Origin of the sequence: Dyadobacter bucti, from assembly GCF_005869225.1 — a bacterium.
GTDB lineage: Bacteria > Bacteroidota > Bacteroidia > Cytophagales > Spirosomataceae > Dyadobacter > Dyadobacter bucti.
This window is the reverse complement of the sequence record NZ_SWFP01000002.1, coordinates 451,171-470,333: the sequence shown is the minus strand read 5'-3', so window position 1 is coordinate 470,333 and position 19,163 is coordinate 451,171. Positions and strand designations below refer to the sequence as shown.

Below are 19,163 nucleotides of genomic sequence, written 5' to 3'. Positions count from 1 at the left end.
CCTTGCAATCCGCGCCGGGATATGTCGGGAATTGATCATATCAGGCATCATTTTTAACCTGACCCATAAACCCTTTTACCAATGGCACTACCGAATATTTTCACCAAAGACGTTTCCGACCATGTTATTGCGAGGATCAATGCATTAAAACCGGACACGCAACCCGGCTGGGGAAAGATGGATGTGGCCCAGATGCTCGCTCACTGTTGCGTGGCTTATGAAATGACATTTGAGGATAATCACCCGAAACCCAATTTTCTGATGAAATGGATATTGAAAACTTTTATTAAAAATGGTGTTACCAGCGAAACGCCCTACAAACGGAATGCACAGACGGCTCCTGCATTTTTGATTAAAGGAAGCCGGGATTTTGAGACGGAAAAGAGGCGTTTGATCGGATATATCCGTAAAACGCATGAACTGGGCGAAGCTGGTTTTGAGGGACGCGCCTCGCATTCATTTGGTGTGCTGACCATTCCAGAGTGGAATAATATGTTTTACAAGCACGTAGATCATCATCTGAACCAGTTCGGGGTTTGAAATGGATAATATTGCTGTCGGCTTATCCGGCTTTTTTGGCAAGAAAGGATTTTGTGATTCCAGGTTGATGAGGTATGCTAAGAGCAAAAAACTGTTCACATAAAAGGGACGGCACAGTAAAAGCAATACTTTAACGAACTTTGGTACGGGAATAAAGGCAGAAAAGTCGTCATCATTTTTGATCCGTACAATCGTCAGACCTTTATAAAAACCATTATGCTAAAATTCAAACACTTGGTCATTTGTTCAGCCATTTTATCAGCGATAAGCATTCCGCTTTTTGCTCAGAAGGGAAAACTCGTTTTCCCAAGAACACCCGGGATGGTTTCCTACACGTACAGGGCCAGCTTTGCGAAAGATCCTGCTGCTACGTTGGATACGATTAAAGCGTTGGGCATTACAGATATAGAATTTTCGAATTTGTTTGGCAAGACAGCCGCTGAACTGCGGAAACTGCTGGATGACCGTGGCATGAAATGCTCTTCTTTTGGAGTGAGCTATCCTGACGCGCTCAACAAAACGGCCGAAGTCGGTCAAAATGCAAAAACGCTGGGCGCGAGTTTTGTCAGGGTGGCGTGGGTGCCTCACGAAGGTGCCTTTACATTGGCGATGGCCGACAAGACTGTGAGCGATTTCAACCAGATCGGTAAAAAACTAAAAGATGATTTTGGCTTGTCGTTCTGCTACCATAACCACGGGTATGAGTTTGAAAAACATGAAAACGGAACGCTTTTCGATTATATCGTGCAGAAAACCGATCCGAAATATGTGAATTTTGAAATGGATATACTTTGGACATTCTTTCCGGGCCAGGATCCTGCTGCGCTCCTGAAAAAATACCCTAAACGCTTTAAACTGATGCACCTGAAAGACCTGCGAAAAGGTGTGGAGGGAAATATGTCGGGCGGCACACCGGTAACCAACGATGTGGCGCTGGGAACAGGACAGCTTGATCTTCCGGCAATCCTGACAGCGGCCCTGAAAACAGATATCGAGCATTTTTATATTGAAGACGAAAGCCCGAGCTATGCTACGCAAGTACCTCAGACGATCGCTTATCTTAAGAACCTGAAACATTAATGAACGTTAAATTTTATGCCCCCCAGTGGGGCAATACCCTTCCATTTGATACTTTTTGTGAAAATGTAAAATCAGCGGGTTACAACGGTGTGGAACTCGCGCTGCCTTTTGATGAAAAGGAAAAAGAGGAAATTCTTAAAACCGTGGAAAAACACGGGCTGGAAATCATCGGGCAGTATTGGCAGTCGCTGGAAAAAGATCTGGAACTGCATGCAGAAAATTATGAAAAGTACCTCCGCAACCTCATTTCCGCAAAGCCGGTACTTATCAATTGCCAGACCGGAAAAGACTACTACACATTTGAACAGAATAAACGCCTTTTTGATCTGGCAGCGAAGCTTTCGGAAGAATCGGGAATTGAGATTATCCACGAAACGCACCGGAACAAAAGTCTTTATGCGGCCCATGTAACGCAGGATTATCTTGTAAAACTACCGGATCTGCGGATTTGTCTGGATATTTCGCATTGGTGCAATGTGCATGAATCGCTGCTGGAAGACCAGCAGGAGGCGGTAGAACTGGCAATTTCGCGGGCACACCACATCCATAGCAGGGTGGGGTTTCAGGAAGGCCCGCAGATCAACGATCCCCGCGCTCCGGAATGGACTGAAATACTGGAAACACATTTGAACTGGTGGGATCGGGTGGCTGAAAGTCACCGGAAAGCGGGCAGGACCATGACGATTACCACAGAGTTCGGGCCGGCTTTATATATGCCTGTCATGCCTTACACCCAAACGCCACTGGCCAATCAGTGGGATGTAAATGTATTTATGCTGGATCTTTTGAAAAAAAGGTATCTGTCTTGAAGTTGGTAGGACTGGATTATTAAAGCTTAGGAGAATTTCCCGCTTTTACCTTTAATACAAATTTTTTGGAAACGCCAGCAATTGCCGCGATGCGTTTCAAGTCAAAGTCGGTTGATTGTAAAAGGTTCTTCACTACTTCAATCGACTTTTTTTCTTCCCCTTCTTCAACCCCTTCCTCACGCGTCAGCATATAAATCGTTTCCATGATACCCATAGCTTTCTGATTTTCGGTTAATAAACTGGTTTGCCTATCAAAGTTATTATTTATCTCGTGATTTTCAATGTAGATGAACCGCTTCAGAAAGAAGAGGAAATGCTTGATTTTTTCATTGTCATACCGGTTGCTTTCAATCAGTGCGCGGGCAATACCAAGTCTTTGCTCGGCAAGTTCCTGCTCGGGGATTTTACCAAAAAAAAGTGCTTTCTGCGCAGCCAGGACGACGAGCGCAAACAAATTGTTCATCGCCAGCAGGCGTTCTTCGGAATAATCAAGAATGTGATGGACATTGTATTCATATTGAACTTTTGTACCCAGGCAATGATAGCTAAAAGCTGAATTCTCCTGGGGCCTTTTAATCCCGGTAAAAATGGCAAGTGCGCTGATCGGAACTTCATACCGGTCGTAGATCCGATAAAAATACTGGAACATTCGTTTGCTGAAACCGGGATCGGGCTGAGATTGTATCTCGATATGTATCAGCATCCATTTTTGACTGCCGTCTTTGGAATGTATTTTGACCAGCATATCAGCAACCCGGTTTCCTCCTTTTTTATGAAGTTCCGGAAAAAGCTCCACCAGTTCTTTGTCCATAAATTCGAAGCCGCGATCCATTTCGAACAGATTGTCGGCATCGTGAAAAAAGAACCTCAACAGGTCCGCAAACGATTCTTCAAAAGCACTTTTTAGCAATACGTCATCTTTTTTTCGCATCGGATAAAAGTACGGATTCGTACTTCTGCCGGGCACTCCGGAGTCAGCGCAATGAGCGAACGGCAGCTATCGGTTATCCACGAACCATTGCACGATCGCCGGATACAGGTCTGCTACGGTCTGACCAGGTTTTCGTTTTTTGTACAAACCGACAAGAAACTGGTTGAATGTTCCGAACTTTTTAAAGCCGCGGTACTCGACTAACACTTTTTCTATAGACGAAATGAGTGCCGCCTGCTCGTTTTTCGGAGCGAAGTCGGTATAACGCAGGCTTACCAAACCCCAGTTGAGGTGCTCGTGAAAAGAGGAATATGCATCATTGTAGCCCATTGCAGCAGGCTTGCCTTTTTCATTCCAGGTATCGAGGTTACTGAATGCTTTTTCTATCGCGTTTTTGTACTGCGGCTTTTCTCCTTCCGGATTGATAAAACTATGGTTCAGCTCGGTAAAAACCAGGTTTCCATCCGTTACAAGCATTGCTTTTTCCGACCATTTACCAGGCTTGTTTTTGTCACGGAAGGGAAAGTTGACATGCGCCTGCGCCTCCCGGAATCCATTGTCCGAAAACCAGTTGGCTGATTGGTTATTCCCCACCAGCGGAGAAAAAATGATCTTGAAAGAGTCGTATCGGGTGGTCGGGAAGTTGGTATTCAGCCATTTTTGCATATCCGGTATGCCAACGGAATCGCGGAAAGCCACGATGAGTTTCTGATAATAATCCTGGTGTTTTTTATAAAAATCCTGGAATTTAGATTTGTGGGCGAAAGCCTGAAGATCATTGATATAAGGTCTCAGGTGGTTGGCCGGGCTGTTTCCGATCCTGTCATAAACGTGGCTCTGCACAACCTGTCCCTGATCTGAGAACTCAAAAGCATAAGCGTCCATTTTTAACGCACTGTAAGTGCCTCCGGATTCCACCAGCGCAGCGTTAACATTCTTTACGATGGGTTCATTTCCATAAGGGGCAAACCATTCCATGAGTTCGGTGTAGTAGGGCGTGTCCTTGTGAATCATTCCGCGATCGGTTTTCCCTTTGTCCGTTAAGGCAAAAACGATGTTCATCAATTCGTATACTTCCGGAATTTCCACAAAAGTCTTCCCTGTGTGCGTCGCGATATATTCACTTGAGAAACGGGCCCTCGGTACTTCCTTTATACCTCTGATCTCCGTAAAAGCGCTGTCTTTATTATTGACCAGAAAAACAAAAGAATAGGTATTGCCGGGTTTTACGTCAAAACTGATCGAGTCACTTCCATTTTTAAAAGTAACAGTCTTGCTCTCCCCTTTGATATACGTTTCGAGCACGTCTGGTCGGGCTTCCGGTGCGATGGACCATACATTTGTCCGGACACCATTTTCGAAAACATGCCAGACAAGACTATCCGTTGTGAGAACTGGCAGATTTTGGGAAAATGAGTTTGAAAAAATCAGCAAAAACAAAAGCGATGACAGGAGTCTGGATGAAGTCATTTTGCGAACATTGAAAGTAACACCAGATCGCAAGATATAGTAATCGTGTCTTACGAACAGAATTTTTCACATTTAAGGTATTATTTTTATAAAAAAGATGAAAATAATAGGGTATATCGCGAAAAAAAATGGCTCATCTAAAAAAGTGTAAGTAAATGCGAATATGAAAGCACGGCTAACCTCAGAAGAATCACGGAAACTCTGGCAGGATTATCAATCTGGCGACATGTATGCCCTCGCCAATATCATGCAGAGTTATTATTCGGATCTGTTTCACTGGGGTCTGCGGTTGCATGGAGAAAGGGAATTCATCAAGGACTGTATCCAGGACATGTTTGTTCAGTTATGGAAGGCTCAGGACTCAGCCAATTCAGTTGAAAATGTTCGTTCGTATTTGCTGGTCATGCTTAAAACCCGGATTCTCAGAGAACTTTCCAAAAAGCATGTGACCCACCAGTCGATACTGACCGACGAGTATTCGTTCTCGGTGGAGTTCGCGGCTGATCTGCGGCTGATTGAAGAAGAACATGAAATTTACCAGATCAGGAAACTGGAGGGGGTACTCAACCATTTGTCGGACAGGCAAAAGGAACTGATCTACCTGCGTTTTTACCAGAGCCTGAGCTTCGAGCAGATCGCGGAAGTCATGTACCTCAGCCGTCAGTCGGTGTATAATTTACTCCAGAAATCCCTGGGGAGCCTGCGCAAGCATTATGATATCCAATCCAGGTAGCCCTGGTTGCCGTGAAAGCGGCTTACATATAGTGTATACCGTGACATTGAACATCAGAACCGAAAAGCCTTGCACATGAAGAATTACGAATCGTATACCATGGTGGATTTTATTCAGGATGAGGACTTTCGCGACTGGGTGCAGGGGCATAAGAGTCGTGAAACATTCTGGATGGCTTTCACAGAACTATATCCCGAAAAAAAAGATATGCTGCGGCAGGCAGAGCACCTAATCAGGGCGGCACATGTCAATCCGGAGCGGATTACGGAAAAGGAGATCCGCTCCGAAGTGGAACTGTTTATTGAACGGGCCACGACTGGACATTCGCAGGCTGAAATCATTGAGGAAAAACACCAATTGGAAAAAAAGCTTTACTGGTATAACATACTGCGATGGGGGCTTTCGGCAGCAGCTATGGTGCTGGTAGCGGTGGGGGTCAACTGGTATCTGCACGCGCCAAATGAAATTAGTCCAGGCGTGGCGGCAGAAAATAAGGTCGGTCCCAATATGGTGTTAACGAGCAATGATACCGAAAAACCGTTGAGGATACTTCTGGTCGACAGTTCGGAGGTGATCCTTAATCCGAAAAGCCGCCTGAGCTACCCAGCCCAGTTCAGCGATAGCGCACGGGTTGTATACCTGGTAGGGGAGGCCAGTTTTTCGGTAAAGCGGCAGGGGCAGCCTTTTATGGTGTACACCGGGGAGGTGGTGACGAGGGTATTGGGAACCCGTTTTGTGATCAGGGCATTTGATCTGGACAAGAAAATAACGGTGCAGGTACAAACAGGAAAAGTATCGGTTTATGTTGCCAAACCCGAACAAGTCCCTAATAAAAAGGAAGTTAACGGATTGATAATCACGGCAAATCAAGAAGCAGTTTTTGAGAAAAGTATTAACCAACTATCCAAGACAGTAGTGGCTAACCCGCTGAAACTGATCAAGGAAAAACCTCTGGATGTATTCAAATACGAGGAGGTGCCACTCCCTGAGATTCTGGGAGAGCTTGAAAAGACCTATGGCATACCGGTGCAGTTCGACTTCGAGAATTTTCAGTCCTGCAAAATCACAGCGACCCTCTCCAACGAAAGTCTGTACGAAAAGCTGGATGTCCTTTGCAAAGCAGTAGCAGCCAGTTATGAGATTGTAGACGGGCAAATTGTGCTCAGCGGAAAAGGTTGCCGCTAGGAAAAAACGAATATCCGGAGGGAAATCCCCGATGAATTTAGATAGTAATGCAGTAAGAAAGGCAGTGGTCAAACCACTGCCAGCCAGGTTGACCCACTGAGTTTCCACTCGCCAAAGTAACAGCTCAGTATCAAAAGTTCCCGTTTAAAAAGAACTATTAACCCAAATCAAATTTATGAAAAAACACGTTACCAGACAATTCTGGCTGAAACTTATGAGGTTTTCATTAACGCAAAGTTTAGTCATGTTGATGATGGCGGGCGTATCTTATGCCCATGTCAGCAGAGCACAGGAGTACCTGAACCGCCGACTTTCCGTGCAAATGGAAAACAGGGAGATCAAAAAGGTATTGACTCACATCGAAAAAGAAACGGATGTCCAGTTTGTATACAGCTCCAACGTCATCGAAGGTTCCAGAAAGGTAAGTATTCAGGTGGTGAACTCCACGCTGGAAGAGGTTTTGGAGAAACTTTTCAAGCCATTAAAAGTAAAGTATGAGCTTTCCGGCAGGAAAATCATTATTTCTGCAATTCCTCCGCAAAACCCTGATAACGGTTTGCTGCTCCCGGGAAATAACAATGTTATATCACCAAAAAGAAACCTCTCCGGCAAGGTGACGGACGAAAAAGGCCAGGGGCTTCCGGGCGTCAATGTGATCGTAAAAGGCACGCAGCGCGGCACGACGACCAATTCTGAAGGCTCTTTTCAGATCGAATTGCTGGACGGTGAAGAAACGCTGCTGTTCAGTTTTGTGGGTTACCAGACCAAGGAAGTGGCCGCGGGGAATCAGTCAAACATTACCGTATCATTGGTACCGGAAAGCAAGGCGCTGGAAGAGGTAGTGGTGACGGCTTTGGGTATCAAAAAATCCGCCAAAAGTCTCGGATATGCCACCGCAACTGTCGCTACCGAAGAAATGACAGTCAACCGGACAGCCAATTTCATGAACGCTTTACAGGGCAAAATGGCCGGGGTCAACATTACTTCACTCGGCTCAGGGCCCGCCGGTACCAGCAAGATCCGTATCCGGGGGCAGTCATCTTTCGGAGGTAATAACTCCCCGCTGATCGTCGTCAACGGAGTTCCGATCGACAATACCAATTTTGGTGCAAAGGGTGACGGTGGCGACAAGGGCTCCAACCGTACTTCCGACAGCGGCGACGGGTTAAGCAGCATCAACCCGGATAATATAGAATCCATGACAGTCCTGAAAGGCGCAGCTGCTTCGGCTTTGTACGGTTCGCGGGCCAAGGACGGTGTGATCATGATCACGACCAAAATTCGTGGCGAGGGTGTAGGCATCGGGATCGAATATAATTCGAATTTTACGACGGAAACGCCGCTGGATTACACCGACTATCAATATGAATACGGGCAAGGCGAAAACGGTGTCCGGCCTACTACACCTAATCCTACGTCAGGCCAGTGGAGCTTCGGCGAGAAATTTGCACCGGGCATGACCCAGATCCTTTTTGACGGTGTGGAAGTGCCTTATGTTCCTCAAAGAAACCAGATTACAGATTATTATCAAAAAGGAAATACATTTACCAATACTTTGACCCTTTCTTCGGGAGGTGAATTTGGTGGCTTCAGCCTCTCGCTTTCCAATCTCGACAACCGCACTATTCTCCCCGGCTCGGGCTACCACCGCAAGACGGTTAACCTCGGGTTTACCCAGACGATGGCTAAAAAACTGACGGTATCGGGGAACATCAATTATTCCAACGAGGACCGCAAAAATCCGCCGAACATTGCCGAGCAGGATTACAGCCCTGTGAGCATTTATAATATGGCCAATTCCATGCCGCTGGACCTTTTGGAAAAATACGCTTCGGATGCGAATGGGAACGAGTATGTGTGGTCAAGGTTTACAAATCGTACCAACCCGTATTTTGCTTTGAAAAGGTTTGAGAACATTGATAAGGACCGGGTTTTCGGAAATCTTTCGGTACGTTATAATTTTACCAGCTGGTTGTATGCACAAGGCAGGATAGGCCAGGATTTTTACTCGCGCGAGCAGGAATACAACCTTCCCACAGGTTCTCAGCGGCAGCCTGCCGCACCGGCAGGGTTTGTGAACGGGCAGTATGTGCAGGATTCCAGGACGGTGAGAGAACTGAACGCTGACTTTCTGGTGGCGGCCAACAAAACCTTCGGTGATATAGCAGTGAATGTCAATGTCGGCGGGAACCAGATGTACCGCAAGCTGAGCCGGCACAATGTATTTGTCCAGGATTTTTATACCCGTGGCCTTTATACTATCGGAAACGGCAGGCAGCGCGATGCTACCTATGATTTTTCAAAAAGACAGGTCAACTCCGTCTACGGTTCAGCGGAAGTTTCCTTCAAAGATTACCTTTTTCTGAACGGTACTGTCAGAAACGACTGGTTTTCAACGCTTTCTCCGGCTAACAGAAGTATTATCTATCCTTCCGTTACAGGTAGCTTTGTGTTCTCTCAGGCACTGGCAGAAACTTTGCCGGCCTGGATCACTTTCGGAAAAGTGCGGGTTGCTTATGCAGAGGTGGGAAGTGACACGGATGTGCAGCCTTACGCCAACAACCTGTTTTACGGCATCAATGCCCAGCAGTTTCCCAATCCCAACGGTGTAGCACAGCCGCTCGCCACGATCAGCGGATCCACCGTTCCCAATGCCAATTTACGGCCGATGCGGGTATCTGAAAAAGAGGTCGGGCTGGAACTGAAACTATTCAACAACCTGCTGGGGCTTGACTTTACCTATTATGATAAACTGTCGTCCGACCAGATTCTTCAGGCGCAGACGTCGGATGCATCGGGTTATCTCACCCAACTTATCAATGTGGGAAAAGGACGTAACCGCGGGCTGGAAATGATGGTCAACCTGACGCCGGTCAGCGGTACCAAATTCAACTGGAGCCTGAATTTTAACGCCGCTTACAACGTGACCAAAGTGCTTGATCTAGGCGGCGATGTCAGTGATGCCATGATCACCGTGGGTACGGGTGATTTTACCGGAGAGCTGCGGCAGGTTGTGGGCAGGTCCATGGGGCAGCTTTACGGCTTCGGTTACCTCCGCGATGATGAAGGAAGGCAGGTATTTGACGCCGGTAACGGACGCCCGCTCCGCACTGCAACGCAGATCTCGTTCGGAAGTGCATTGCCAAAATGGGTAGGGGGTATTACCAACAGTTTCACCTATAAAGACCTTTCAGCATCCTTTCTGGTTGATTTCAAGCTGGGGCACAAGATGATATCCGGTACTAATCACAATGCGTGGCGCCACGGCCTGATGAAAGAAACGCTTCCGGGCAGGGACGTGGGTTACGTGATCGGCGACGGTGTAAACCCGAACGGCGAAGTGAACCAGACCAAGTCGGTGGTACAGGCTTACTACGAAACAGTCAGGTCGCAGAATATAGCCGAGCAGTTTGTTTACAATGCAGGCCTGTGGCAATTGCGGCAGATTACGATCGGATATGATTTCAGCAGGTTTTTACCCTCCAGTGTTCCTTTTATCAAAGGAGCAAGGCTGAGCGCGGTTGCAAATAACGTTGCGGTCCTGAAAAAATGGGTGCCCAACATCCATCCCGACCAGTTTGGTTTTCCTTCCGATAACCTCATCGGGCTGGAAGCAACCGGTTTGCCAGTTACCCGCAGCATGGGATTCAACCTGAACCTTAAATTTTAATTCATATTTCTATGAAAAAGATATTTAAAGCAATCATTATCGCGATCACCGTCTTTCCGCTCCTGATTTCCTGCGACAAAGGTTTTGATGAAATGAACGTCAACCCGATCGCACTAACGGCCGTGGAGCCTGCCTATCAGTTGAATACGACAATTGTCAACAGTGCCCCGGCCTATGGAAACCTGAGCTACGAAACGACCATTGTAAAGCAAATGATCACACCGTTCAGCGGACAGGGTTCAGCCGCCAATTTTAACCAAGATAACCGGGGCGTCACTTCCGGGAACTGGACGACGTTTTACCGGGGTATCATCAAAGAGCTGACCGACGTTGTCGCTAAAACCAAAGACGATGCCAATCGCACCAACCTGTACAACATGGCCCGGATCTGGCGTGCATACGGTTTCATGATCCTTACCGATACCTACGGAAATGTACCGTACAGCGAGGCCGGCAAAGGATTTCTGGAAGGAAATACGGGGCCAGCCTATGACAATCAGGAAAGTATTTATTCAGATATTCTTAACGAGCTGGAAACTGCTTCCGCCTCTCTCGACGCATCCAAGCCATTGGTAGCCAGTGATGTACTGTACGGAGGCGACGTCGCAAAGTGGAAACGTCTTGGCAATTCCCTGTTGTTGCGGGCTGCAATGCGTCTTTCAAAAGTTAATCCGACCAAAGCAGCGGAATATGTCGCGAAAGCGGTAGCGGGTGGATTGATGCAGTCCAACCGGGACAATGCTATGATCAGGCATACCGCAAGTTTCACCAATCCCGTCGGAAGCTCGCTCAATGGCGGTCAGTCCGCATTTTTCTACCTCGACAAGGAATTCGTTGACTATCTGGTTGTGAACAACGACCCCCGCCTGGCTTCCATAGCAGTACGGTATGTAGGTGCGCAAAGTGGTGCCGATCAGGTTGAAAGCAAAGCCAACCGTAACGTAGCTGTGCAGATCGGCATGCCGCAGGGTTATGACAACACCACCATCAGCAAAGATGTTGCGGAAAAAAAACTGGCGAGCCTATGGGATTACAGCCAGCTCGATAAGACCCGCATGGCGGCGCTTACTGCTCCCAGCTTTTTGGTAACTTATGCACAGACTCAGCTGCTGCTGGCAGAAGCAGTGTTCAGAAAATGGGCAACCGGTGATGCTGCGACCCTTTATACCGCGGGCATTCGTTCTCACATGGAGCAGCTGGCTGACTATGGCGCCGCCACCGCTGTCCCCGAAGCAAGTATTGCAGCCTATCTTGCAGCGCATCCGCTGACTGCCGGCAAGGAATTACAGGAAATCAATACACAATATTGGGTGGCTTGTTTTCTGGTGGGTCAGGAAGCATTTGCCAATTTCCGCCGCAGCAACTTCCCGGTACTAACCCCGAATCCCTATCCCGGCAGTGATCTCAAAACAGAGCCATTTATCCGCAGGCTTACCTATACCGATGCCGAGTTGAACGTAAACCATGACAATGTGCAGAAAGCGATCGCCCAGCAGGGGCTTGATCTGCTCGATACGCGGGTATGGTGGGACAAGAAATAAGCAACTGATGTACCAAAAATAATTTGAATGAAAAATCTTAAAAAAAGGCTTAAACAGGGAGAAACCCTGCATGGATGCTGGTTGAATACAGGTAGTTCCCTTACCGCAGAGATCGTAGGCCTTTCAGGATTTGACTGGGTGCTGATCGATCTGGAACATGGTGCAGGATCTGAAAAAGATGTCCTGTACCAGTTGCAGGCGCTCGAACACACACCAACAGCGGCGATCGTGCGGGTAGAAAGCTCTGAAAGCCAGCGGATACACCGGGTGCTGGATATGGGAGCGGAGGGGATCATGTGCCCCAAAATTGCCAATCCGGCGGGAGCATTAAAGGTCGTTCAAGGCTTGCATTATCCGCCCGATGGGGGCAGGGGTGTGGCTAAAATGGTGAGGGCCACCGGTTTCGGACAAAATTTTGCCCAGTATTATCAGGACGCCAAAGACAATGTGCTGGGCGTGGCGCAGATAGAAACGGTGGAAGTTCTCAACCACCTTGACGAAGTTGCGGCCATCGAAGGCATAGATGTACTTTTCATCGGGCCGGCGGACCTGTCTATGGAGCTTGGGATTTTCGGACAGTTTGACCATCCGCGGTTTAAGGAAGCATTAAAAGAAACCGTCAATGCAGCCCGGAAAGCAGGCAAGGCAACGGGAATCCTTTTCTTCAATACCGATGACTACCAGACTTACCACGACCTCGGGATCAGGATGATAGCCTGCGGGTCGGATGCGACTTTCGTAGCGGAAGGTGCCCGCAATCTGTCTAAAAAACTGGACTCTTTCAGATCAACCCATAAAATCCAAACTTCATGACGCTGCCTCTTTTCAGTGACCCGCTTTTTATATTGTTGATCGGAGTGATTATTGTTGTGGGAGGCATTATCGCGTTGCAGTTGCACCCGTTTCTGGCGTTGATCCTTGGCGCTTTTGCTGTGGCGTTGCTCACGCCGGGCTCGGCCATCGAACAGTTTGTGATCGATAAGGGCGGTACCGAAGCAGCAGCTAAGGCATTATCTGCCAAAAGTATAGGTGAAAGAATTGCGTTTGAGTTCGGCAGTACATGCGGGAAGATCGGTATCCTGATCGCCATGGCGGCTATCATCGGAAAATGTATGCTGGAAAGCGGTGCAGCCGAGCGCATCGTAAGGTCGATGCTCAACGTCACAGGTGTAAACAATGCACCGATATCTTTCCTGATCAGCAGTTTCTTTTTAGGCATTCCGGTTTTTTTCGATATTGTTATTTTTCTGATGATCCCGCTGGCAAAAGCGGTGAGCATGCGGATCGGGAAAAACTATCTGCTGCTGGTATTGGCTATCACCGGCGGAGCGGCTATGGCAAATTCCTTTGTACCGCCTGCGCCGGGGCCGTTGTTTCTGGTAGGTGAAATGAACATTCCCATCGGAATGATGATGGCCGGCGGCACAATGCTGGGGTTGGTAACCATCACCGCGGGGTATCTTTTCGCTGTTTGGGCAAATAAAAAATGGCCCGTTGTCCTGCGCGACTCCATGGACGCACGTTTGGAAGATATCAAGTCGCTGTCCATCAAAGACGACTCTCAGCTTCCTCCGCTCTGGCTGTCGCTGCTTCCGGTGTCGTTCCCGCTGGTATTTATCTGCGCTGACAATATCCTGGAATCCATGATGAAATCCGGCGAGCCGATTTCCGGATCGTTCATCGTCAATAAGCTCGTAGAACTGATCCAGCTTTTTGGCGACAAAAATATCGCGCTCGTAACGGGCGGTCTCATTGCGCTGGTTGTGCTGGGCCTACAAAAGAAAGGCAGTAAGGAGGGTATGACCAGCTTCGTACAGGCAGCCCTGATGAGCGGAGGCGGAATTATCCTGATTACCGCGGCCGGCGGCGCTTTCGGGGGGATTTTACAACAAACGGGCATCAGTTCACGCATTGCCGAAATGACAAAGGATTACCAGATGGCACTTATCCCGCTGGCATTTCTGATCAGCGCGGTGGTACGCACGGCCCAGGGTTCTGCAACTGTGGCGTTGATTACCGCCTCCGGCATACTTTCAGGAATGGCTACGAGCGCACACCTGGAATACCATCCGCTATACCTAGGGCTGGCCATCGGCTGCGGTTCCAAACTGGTTCCCTGGATGAATGATGCCGGTTTCTGGATCATTGTCAAGATCAGTAACCTGACCGAACGTGAGGCCCTGAAAACTTTTTCTCCCATGCTGGTGGTAATGGGTACCGTGGGGCTGGCAGTGTTGCTGGTGGCTGCAAAATTATTCCCGCTGGTTTAAAAAGCTGATAAAAACCAAAGTGATTTGATATGGAAAAAATAGGATTCATAGGTTTAGGGATCATGGGCAAACCCATGGCGCTCAATTTGATAAAAGCAGGATACGATGTGCTGGTGCTGGAAAAAAGCCAGGCCGCAAAAGAACTCACGGAGGCAGGTGCAACATCAGTTTCGGATTACAAATCACTGGCAGCAGGAAGTGATATTGTGATTACGATGTTACCGGATTCCCCTCAGGTAGAGGAAGTTGTATCCGGTCCGGGAGGCGTGCTGGAAGGGATCCGTGAAGGCTCGCTTTTTATCGATATGTCCAGCATTGCTCCGGCTACGGCCAGAAATATCTACCAGTCCATGCAGGAAAAGGGCGTGGAGGCATTGGACGCCCCTGTTTCGGGCGGCCAGGTGGGGGCGGAGGCTGCCACTTTATCCATCATGGTGGGTGGAAGTGAAGAAGCATTCCAAAGGGCACTGCCCCTTTTTCAGGCAATGGGCAAAAATATTGTCCGCATAGGAGAAGCCGGCGCCGGGCAAACTACCAAGGTTTGCAACCAGATGATCGTAGGCATGACGATACAGGCTGTCGCCGAGGCATTTAATCTCGCCGGAAAAGCGGGGGTGGATCTTGAAAAAATGCGCGAGGTATTGCTGGGAGGTTTTGCCCAAAGCCGAATTCTCGACCTGCACGGAAAACGCATGATCGACGGGAATTTCAAACCCGGTTTTAAAATCAAACTGCATAAAAAAGACTTGAACATAGCCTTGGAGACCGGGGATGGGTTCGGTGTGCCTATGGGCGGGACTGCACAGGTTGCAGCCCAGATGGATAAGGTGATTGCGCAGGGCGACGGAGAACTCGACCATAGCGCCTTGTTTCTTGCATTACAATCAGTATAAATCATTTATAATCATAGAGATAATAAAATATTGATCATTATGAAAAGGGAGAAATTTATCAAAGTCCTGACAGCCGGCTCGGTAGGGGCCGCTACGCTGGGCCAAACCCAGGCATCTGCAGCCATCGCTGCCAGCCCCAAAAAAGTACTCATGAATGTAGGCTGCCAGTCGGGCGGTACGTCGGTTGAAAACCTTGAATTCAAGGCGCGGCACGGCGTGTTCAATATTGACGGAGGTGCACCGAATATCATCCCGGGCAAAGGCTGGGACCTGGACGATTCGATGCGGAAACGGGAGGCTTGTGAAAAATACGGGATCAGCCTGGATGCCTATCACTGGCCGCTTGCCTCCTCGGGTATTGACAAGGCCGTATTTCCGAATATCATGCTCGGCAAAAGCCCGGAGCGCGACCGGGAAATCGAGATGTTGCAGCAGATGATCGAAGTAGCAGGGAAGACCGGTGTAAAGCTTCTCAACTACAACACGACCATCCTCCCTGTCCTCCGCACTGGTCGCACCACCGATCCCAAAAGAGGCAATGCTTTATACAGTACCTGGAATTATGAAGAAGCATTAAAAAGAAATGATCCCAAAACCATTGCCGGAGATGTCTCTATCGACGCCATGTTTGAGCGGATCACTTATTTCCTCGACAAGTGCCTGCCGGTGGCCAAAGAATATAAGGTGAAGCTGGGCAACCACATTGCCGATCCTCCGACGCCGGTCGGCTACCGGGGTATCACACGCTGGAACAGCCCCGATGTTTTTGCGGGGATCAAACGCTTTGCGCAACTTTATGACAGCGAATACCACGGTTTTAACTTTTGTATCGGTTCCATTGCAGAAGGATTGAAAGACCCGAAAACAGAAATCATGCCGATCATCAAATGGGTTGGCGACAGAAAACAGATCTTTAATATCCACCTCAGAAATATCAAGGGAGGCTGGAATAACTTCCAGGAGGTGTACCCTGATAATGGCGATATGAACTTCCTGCATGTGGTCAGGGCATTGCGCGATGTAGGTTTTGACGGTATGGTCATGCCCGATCACGTTCCGCACCATGCCGATCCTGCCGGAACTTCCCAGGCATTTTCATTTTCTTACGGTTATATCAAAGGCCTGATCCAGGCTGTTACAGACGAAGTAAAAAGTTAAATTCAGGAATTATTTAAAAAACCGTTACATCATGTCAGGTCCTTTAATCCGAGAAATCCATATTACGCCCATTGCCATTGTAGACCCTCCTTTGCTGAATGCTGCCGGTTTGCATGCACCTTATGCACTCCGTACGATCCTGGAAATCGTCACCGACGACGGGATTTCCGGGATCAGCGAAATTCCGGGTAACAGCAGCATTGATGAGGCGCTGGAATTGTCGAGGGACCTGCTGATCGGTAAGGATGTTTTTCAGCTCAATGAGATCAGGCAGATACTGACCAGCCATTTCGGGACGGAAACGGCTGCCCAACGAGGCGACGCACCCTGGGACCAGCGAAAACTGGTGCATATTTTCAGCTCCGTGGAAGTGGCCTGCCTGGATATCATCGGTAAAGTTACCAACCGCCCGGTAGTGGACCTGCTGGGCGGCAAAATGCGCGACCGGGTACCATTTGCCGCTTATCTTTTTTATAAATATGAAGGCGCAGGCGGAAAACTCGAATTCAAGACCGATCCTTCCGCCACCGGCTGGGCTGCCGGAAGACAAGCTGCCGCGCTCGATCCGGCCGGCATTGTGGCACAGGCAAAAGCCATGTGTGCAGCGTTCGGTTTTCAGTCCATCAAATTAAAAGGCGGGGTTTTTGAGCCCCGGGTGGAAGTGGATTCCATGTTTGCGCTGCGGGATGCTTTTGGCCCTGATGTGCCGCTGCGGGTGGATCCGAATGCGATATGGGAAGTGGAAACTGCGATCAAATACGGAGGCGAAATGCAGCATATTCTCGAATATCTCGAAGATCCTGTCCGCGGGCAGGAGAACATGGCCAAAGTACGGAAAGCGCTGAACATTCCTTTTGCTACGAATATGTGCACGACTTCTTTTGAAGACATTCCGCGCGCGATCGCTTTACATTCGGAAGATATTATACTGAGCGATCACCATTTCTGGGGCGGATTGCGGTCATCGATGACGCTATCTGGTATTTGCGAAACTTTCGGGCGTGGCCTGTCGATGCATTCCAACAGCCATCTGGGGATCTCGCTGGCGGCTATGGTGCACCTGGGTGCGGCTTTGCCAGCGGTTCCCTATGCATTGGATACGCATTATCCCTGGCAGTCGGACGAGGTGATCGTGGGAGGCAGGATCAAATTTGAAGAAGGGTCGGTAATGGTGCCGCAAGGGCCGGGTTTGGGCGTGGAGCTGGATCGGGAAGCATTGCAACGGCTGCACCAGAATTATCTTGACTGCGGCCTCAAAAAACGTGACGACGAAATAGAAATGCAGAAAGTGGTACCGGGCTGGAAGTTCAAAGCCGTGAGATGGTAATATTAAATTTTGTTCATGATACCTTAATGACCAGGTAAAATTGCAGTGAAAGTGTAGGATTAGCTTTGTGTGAAAATACTATCTCACCATGGCGAAAAATTACACTTTTAACAACAAAACGGCCATAGCTGCATTTCTATGCGGATCTATGGCTTTTTCTGGCTGCACACTGCAGGACCACGATCAGCCAGTTGATCCGACCAAACTCATCGACAGGTCTGTGAACCCGGCCCTGGTGATGTCGCTGCCTGGTTTCGAAGACCTCAAAATCACTACACTGATCAGCTCGGACGATCAATTGCAGGATTCCCCGGGTTTCGTTTACGGAGCCCAGCCCGACGGTGGCGCTTTCGTGAAAAACCCGAATGGGGAAGGCTACATCATGATCAACAACCATGAGATCCATTTTTCCGTATCCCGCGTATTCCTGGACAAGGAAATGAAACCTGTAAAAGGCGAGTACATTGCGGATGCCGAGGGCGGACAATGGCGGTTGTGTTCGGCGACGCTTGCTACACCTGAGGAGCACGGTTTCGGGCCGGTTTTTCTGACAGCCGGAGAAACAAACTCTGAATCGATGACGCACGCCATTGATATTTTTGCCCCTGCCGACAAAAAGAACAAAACAAGGACCGTAAGTGCTTTTGGAAAATGGAATGCAGAAAATGCAGTTCCCCTGCCCAAAGATGCTTTTCCAGGTAAAACGGTGATCGTCATCGGAGAAGATGACACGAACGGGCAGCTTGTGGCCTATGTATCGGATGTTGTAGGCGACCTGAACAGCGGAAAACTGTATGCACTCCGCCGTACCAATCAGGAAAGCGTCGAAACGGATATGGTTAAAGGGCAGTCTTACGATGTAGAGTTCGTGCCTTTTGATGATGTAAAAACCAGCACAGGAACACAACTGCAGGCGCAGACTGTGGACAAGAAGATGATCCAGTTTGCCCGTGTGGAAGATATCGATTACCGCAAAGGCGGGAACGGGGTAGGAAGGGAAATCTATTTTACTGCAACCGGTGTAAGCCAGGCCGACAAGGTGACGCCCGTAGAAGGGAAGAACATGTGGGGAAGAGTTTACAAAATGAACTTTGATGAAACTGATCCTTTGAAAGGAAAACTGGAAATCATCATGGACGGCGCAGACAATCCGGGTAGTTTCATTGTAAACCCTGATAATATCTGCGTGACCAAAAACTTTGTGTATGTGCAGGAAGACGGTGATTCATTTTACAAAAACAATGACCACGACGGCACGATCTGGCAGTATAACATTGCTACCAAGGAAAGCAAGGCGATGCTGCGCATGAACCACCGCCGCGACAACGTCGATTTTAACGCTAAATACAACTCCGCGGGAAACAATTCTCTGAGTAGCTGGGAATACGGCGCTATGATCGATATCTCCGACGTAGTAGGAATCCCGGAGACTTTTATGATCAACCTGCACCCGCATACCTGGCAGGACGAAAAGTACAAAGGCGCCGACGGAAGCGGGCTTTCCACCAATAAGGAGGGTGGACAGACTGTAATTGTCAGAGGAATCCAACAATAAA

Annotated in this window: 15 protein-coding genes; 13 read left to right on the top strand and 2 right to left on the bottom strand. The window is 48.6% G+C overall.

Annotated elements, in window-relative coordinates; translation table 11 throughout:
* Positions 1 to 81: 81 nt before the first annotated feature.
* From FBF61_RS07205 to FBF61_RS07195, 3 genes are all read left to right on the top strand, one after another.
* Positions 82 to 540 carry a DUF1569 domain-containing protein gene (locus FBF61_RS07205; RefSeq protein WP_138476528.1) on the top strand — a complete coding sequence of 153 codons (459 nt, stop codon included), beginning with the start codon at positions 82 to 84 and terminating at the stop codon, positions 538 to 540.
* Between the two features lie 216 nt (positions 541 to 756).
* Positions 757 to 1,620 carry a sugar phosphate isomerase/epimerase family protein gene (locus FBF61_RS07200; protein ID WP_138476527.1) on the top strand — a complete coding sequence of 288 codons (864 nt, stop codon included), beginning with the start codon at positions 757 to 759 and terminating at the stop codon, positions 1,618 to 1,620.
* The gene (locus tag FBF61_RS07195; RefSeq protein WP_138476526.1) at positions 1,620 to 2,429 is read left to right on the top strand and encodes a sugar phosphate isomerase/epimerase family protein; all 810 of its coding nucleotides are present in this window, start codon (positions 1,620 to 1,622) and stop codon (positions 2,427 to 2,429) included. Before FBF61_RS07200 ends, FBF61_RS07195 begins: the two co-directional genes overlap by 1 nt.
* A 19-nt stretch (positions 2,430 to 2,448) precedes the next feature.
* On the opposite strand, the gene FBF61_RS07190 is transcribed toward FBF61_RS07195, so the two are convergent.
* On the bottom strand, positions 2,449 to 3,360 hold the full coding sequence (locus FBF61_RS07190; RefSeq protein WP_138476525.1) for an RpnC/YadD family protein: 912 nt from the start codon (positions 3,358 to 3,360) through the stop codon (positions 2,449 to 2,451).
* Between the two features lie 66 nt (positions 3,361 to 3,426).
* Positions 3,427 to 4,830, bottom strand: coding sequence for a DUF4932 domain-containing protein (locus FBF61_RS07185; protein WP_138476524.1), 1,404 nt, complete (start codon positions 4,828 to 4,830; stop codon positions 3,427 to 3,429).
* A 163-nt stretch (positions 4,831 to 4,993) separates the two neighbouring features.
* On the opposite strand from FBF61_RS07185, the gene FBF61_RS07180 reads away from it, so the two are divergent.
* The 10 genes from FBF61_RS07180 (at position 4,994) to FBF61_RS07135 (ending at position 19,162) form a co-directional block, all read left to right on the top strand.
* Complete coding sequence (locus FBF61_RS07180) at positions 4,994 to 5,563, top strand: RNA polymerase sigma factor (protein WP_138476523.1); 570 nt, start codon at positions 4,994 to 4,996, stop codon at positions 5,561 to 5,563.
* 75 nt (positions 5,564 to 5,638) lie between these two features.
* A complete protein-coding gene (locus FBF61_RS07175) occupies positions 5,639 to 6,748 on the top strand; it encodes a FecR family protein (RefSeq protein WP_138476522.1) in 1,110 nt (369 codons plus the stop codon).
* Positions 6,749 to 6,923: 175 nt separating this feature from the next.
* Positions 6,924 to 10,418, top strand: coding sequence for a SusC/RagA family TonB-linked outer membrane protein (locus tag FBF61_RS07170; RefSeq protein ID WP_138476521.1), 3,495 nt, complete (start codon positions 6,924 to 6,926; stop codon positions 10,416 to 10,418).
* Between the two features lie 11 nt (positions 10,419 to 10,429).
* A complete protein-coding gene (locus FBF61_RS07165) occupies positions 10,430 to 11,959 on the top strand; it encodes a SusD/RagB family nutrient-binding outer membrane lipoprotein (RefSeq protein ID WP_138476520.1) in 1,530 nt (509 codons plus the stop codon).
* 27 nt (positions 11,960 to 11,986) lie between these two features.
* Positions 11,987 to 12,772, top strand: coding sequence for an HpcH/HpaI aldolase family protein (locus FBF61_RS07160; RefSeq protein ID WP_138476519.1), 786 nt, complete (start codon positions 11,987 to 11,989; stop codon positions 12,770 to 12,772).
* Entirely contained in the window at positions 12,769 to 14,229 is a 1,461-nt protein-coding gene (locus FBF61_RS07155; RefSeq protein ID WP_138476518.1) for a GntP family permease, read from the top strand. Before FBF61_RS07160 ends, FBF61_RS07155 begins: the two co-directional genes overlap by 4 nt.
* Positions 14,230 to 14,258: 29 nt before the next feature.
* Positions 14,259 to 15,122 carry a 2-hydroxy-3-oxopropionate reductase gene (locus FBF61_RS07150; RefSeq protein ID WP_138476517.1) on the top strand — a complete coding sequence of 288 codons (864 nt, stop codon included), beginning with the start codon at positions 14,259 to 14,261 and terminating at the stop codon, positions 15,120 to 15,122.
* A gap of 39 nt (positions 15,123 to 15,161) precedes the next feature.
* Positions 15,162 to 16,280 (top strand): mannonate dehydratase, encoded by a 1,119-nt coding sequence (locus FBF61_RS07145; RefSeq protein ID WP_138476516.1) that lies wholly within the window; start codon positions 15,162 to 15,164, stop codon positions 16,278 to 16,280.
* A gap of 31 nt (positions 16,281 to 16,311) precedes the next feature.
* Positions 16,312 to 17,607 carry an enolase C-terminal domain-like protein gene (locus FBF61_RS07140; RefSeq protein WP_138476515.1) on the top strand — a complete coding sequence of 432 codons (1,296 nt, stop codon included), beginning with the start codon at positions 16,312 to 16,314 and terminating at the stop codon, positions 17,605 to 17,607.
* Between the two features lie 88 nt (positions 17,608 to 17,695).
* Positions 17,696 to 19,162, top strand: a complete 1,467-nt coding sequence (locus tag FBF61_RS07135) for a PhoX family protein (RefSeq protein WP_138476514.1) — start codon at positions 17,696 to 17,698, stop codon at positions 19,160 to 19,162.
* Position 19,163 lies beyond the last annotated feature (1 nt).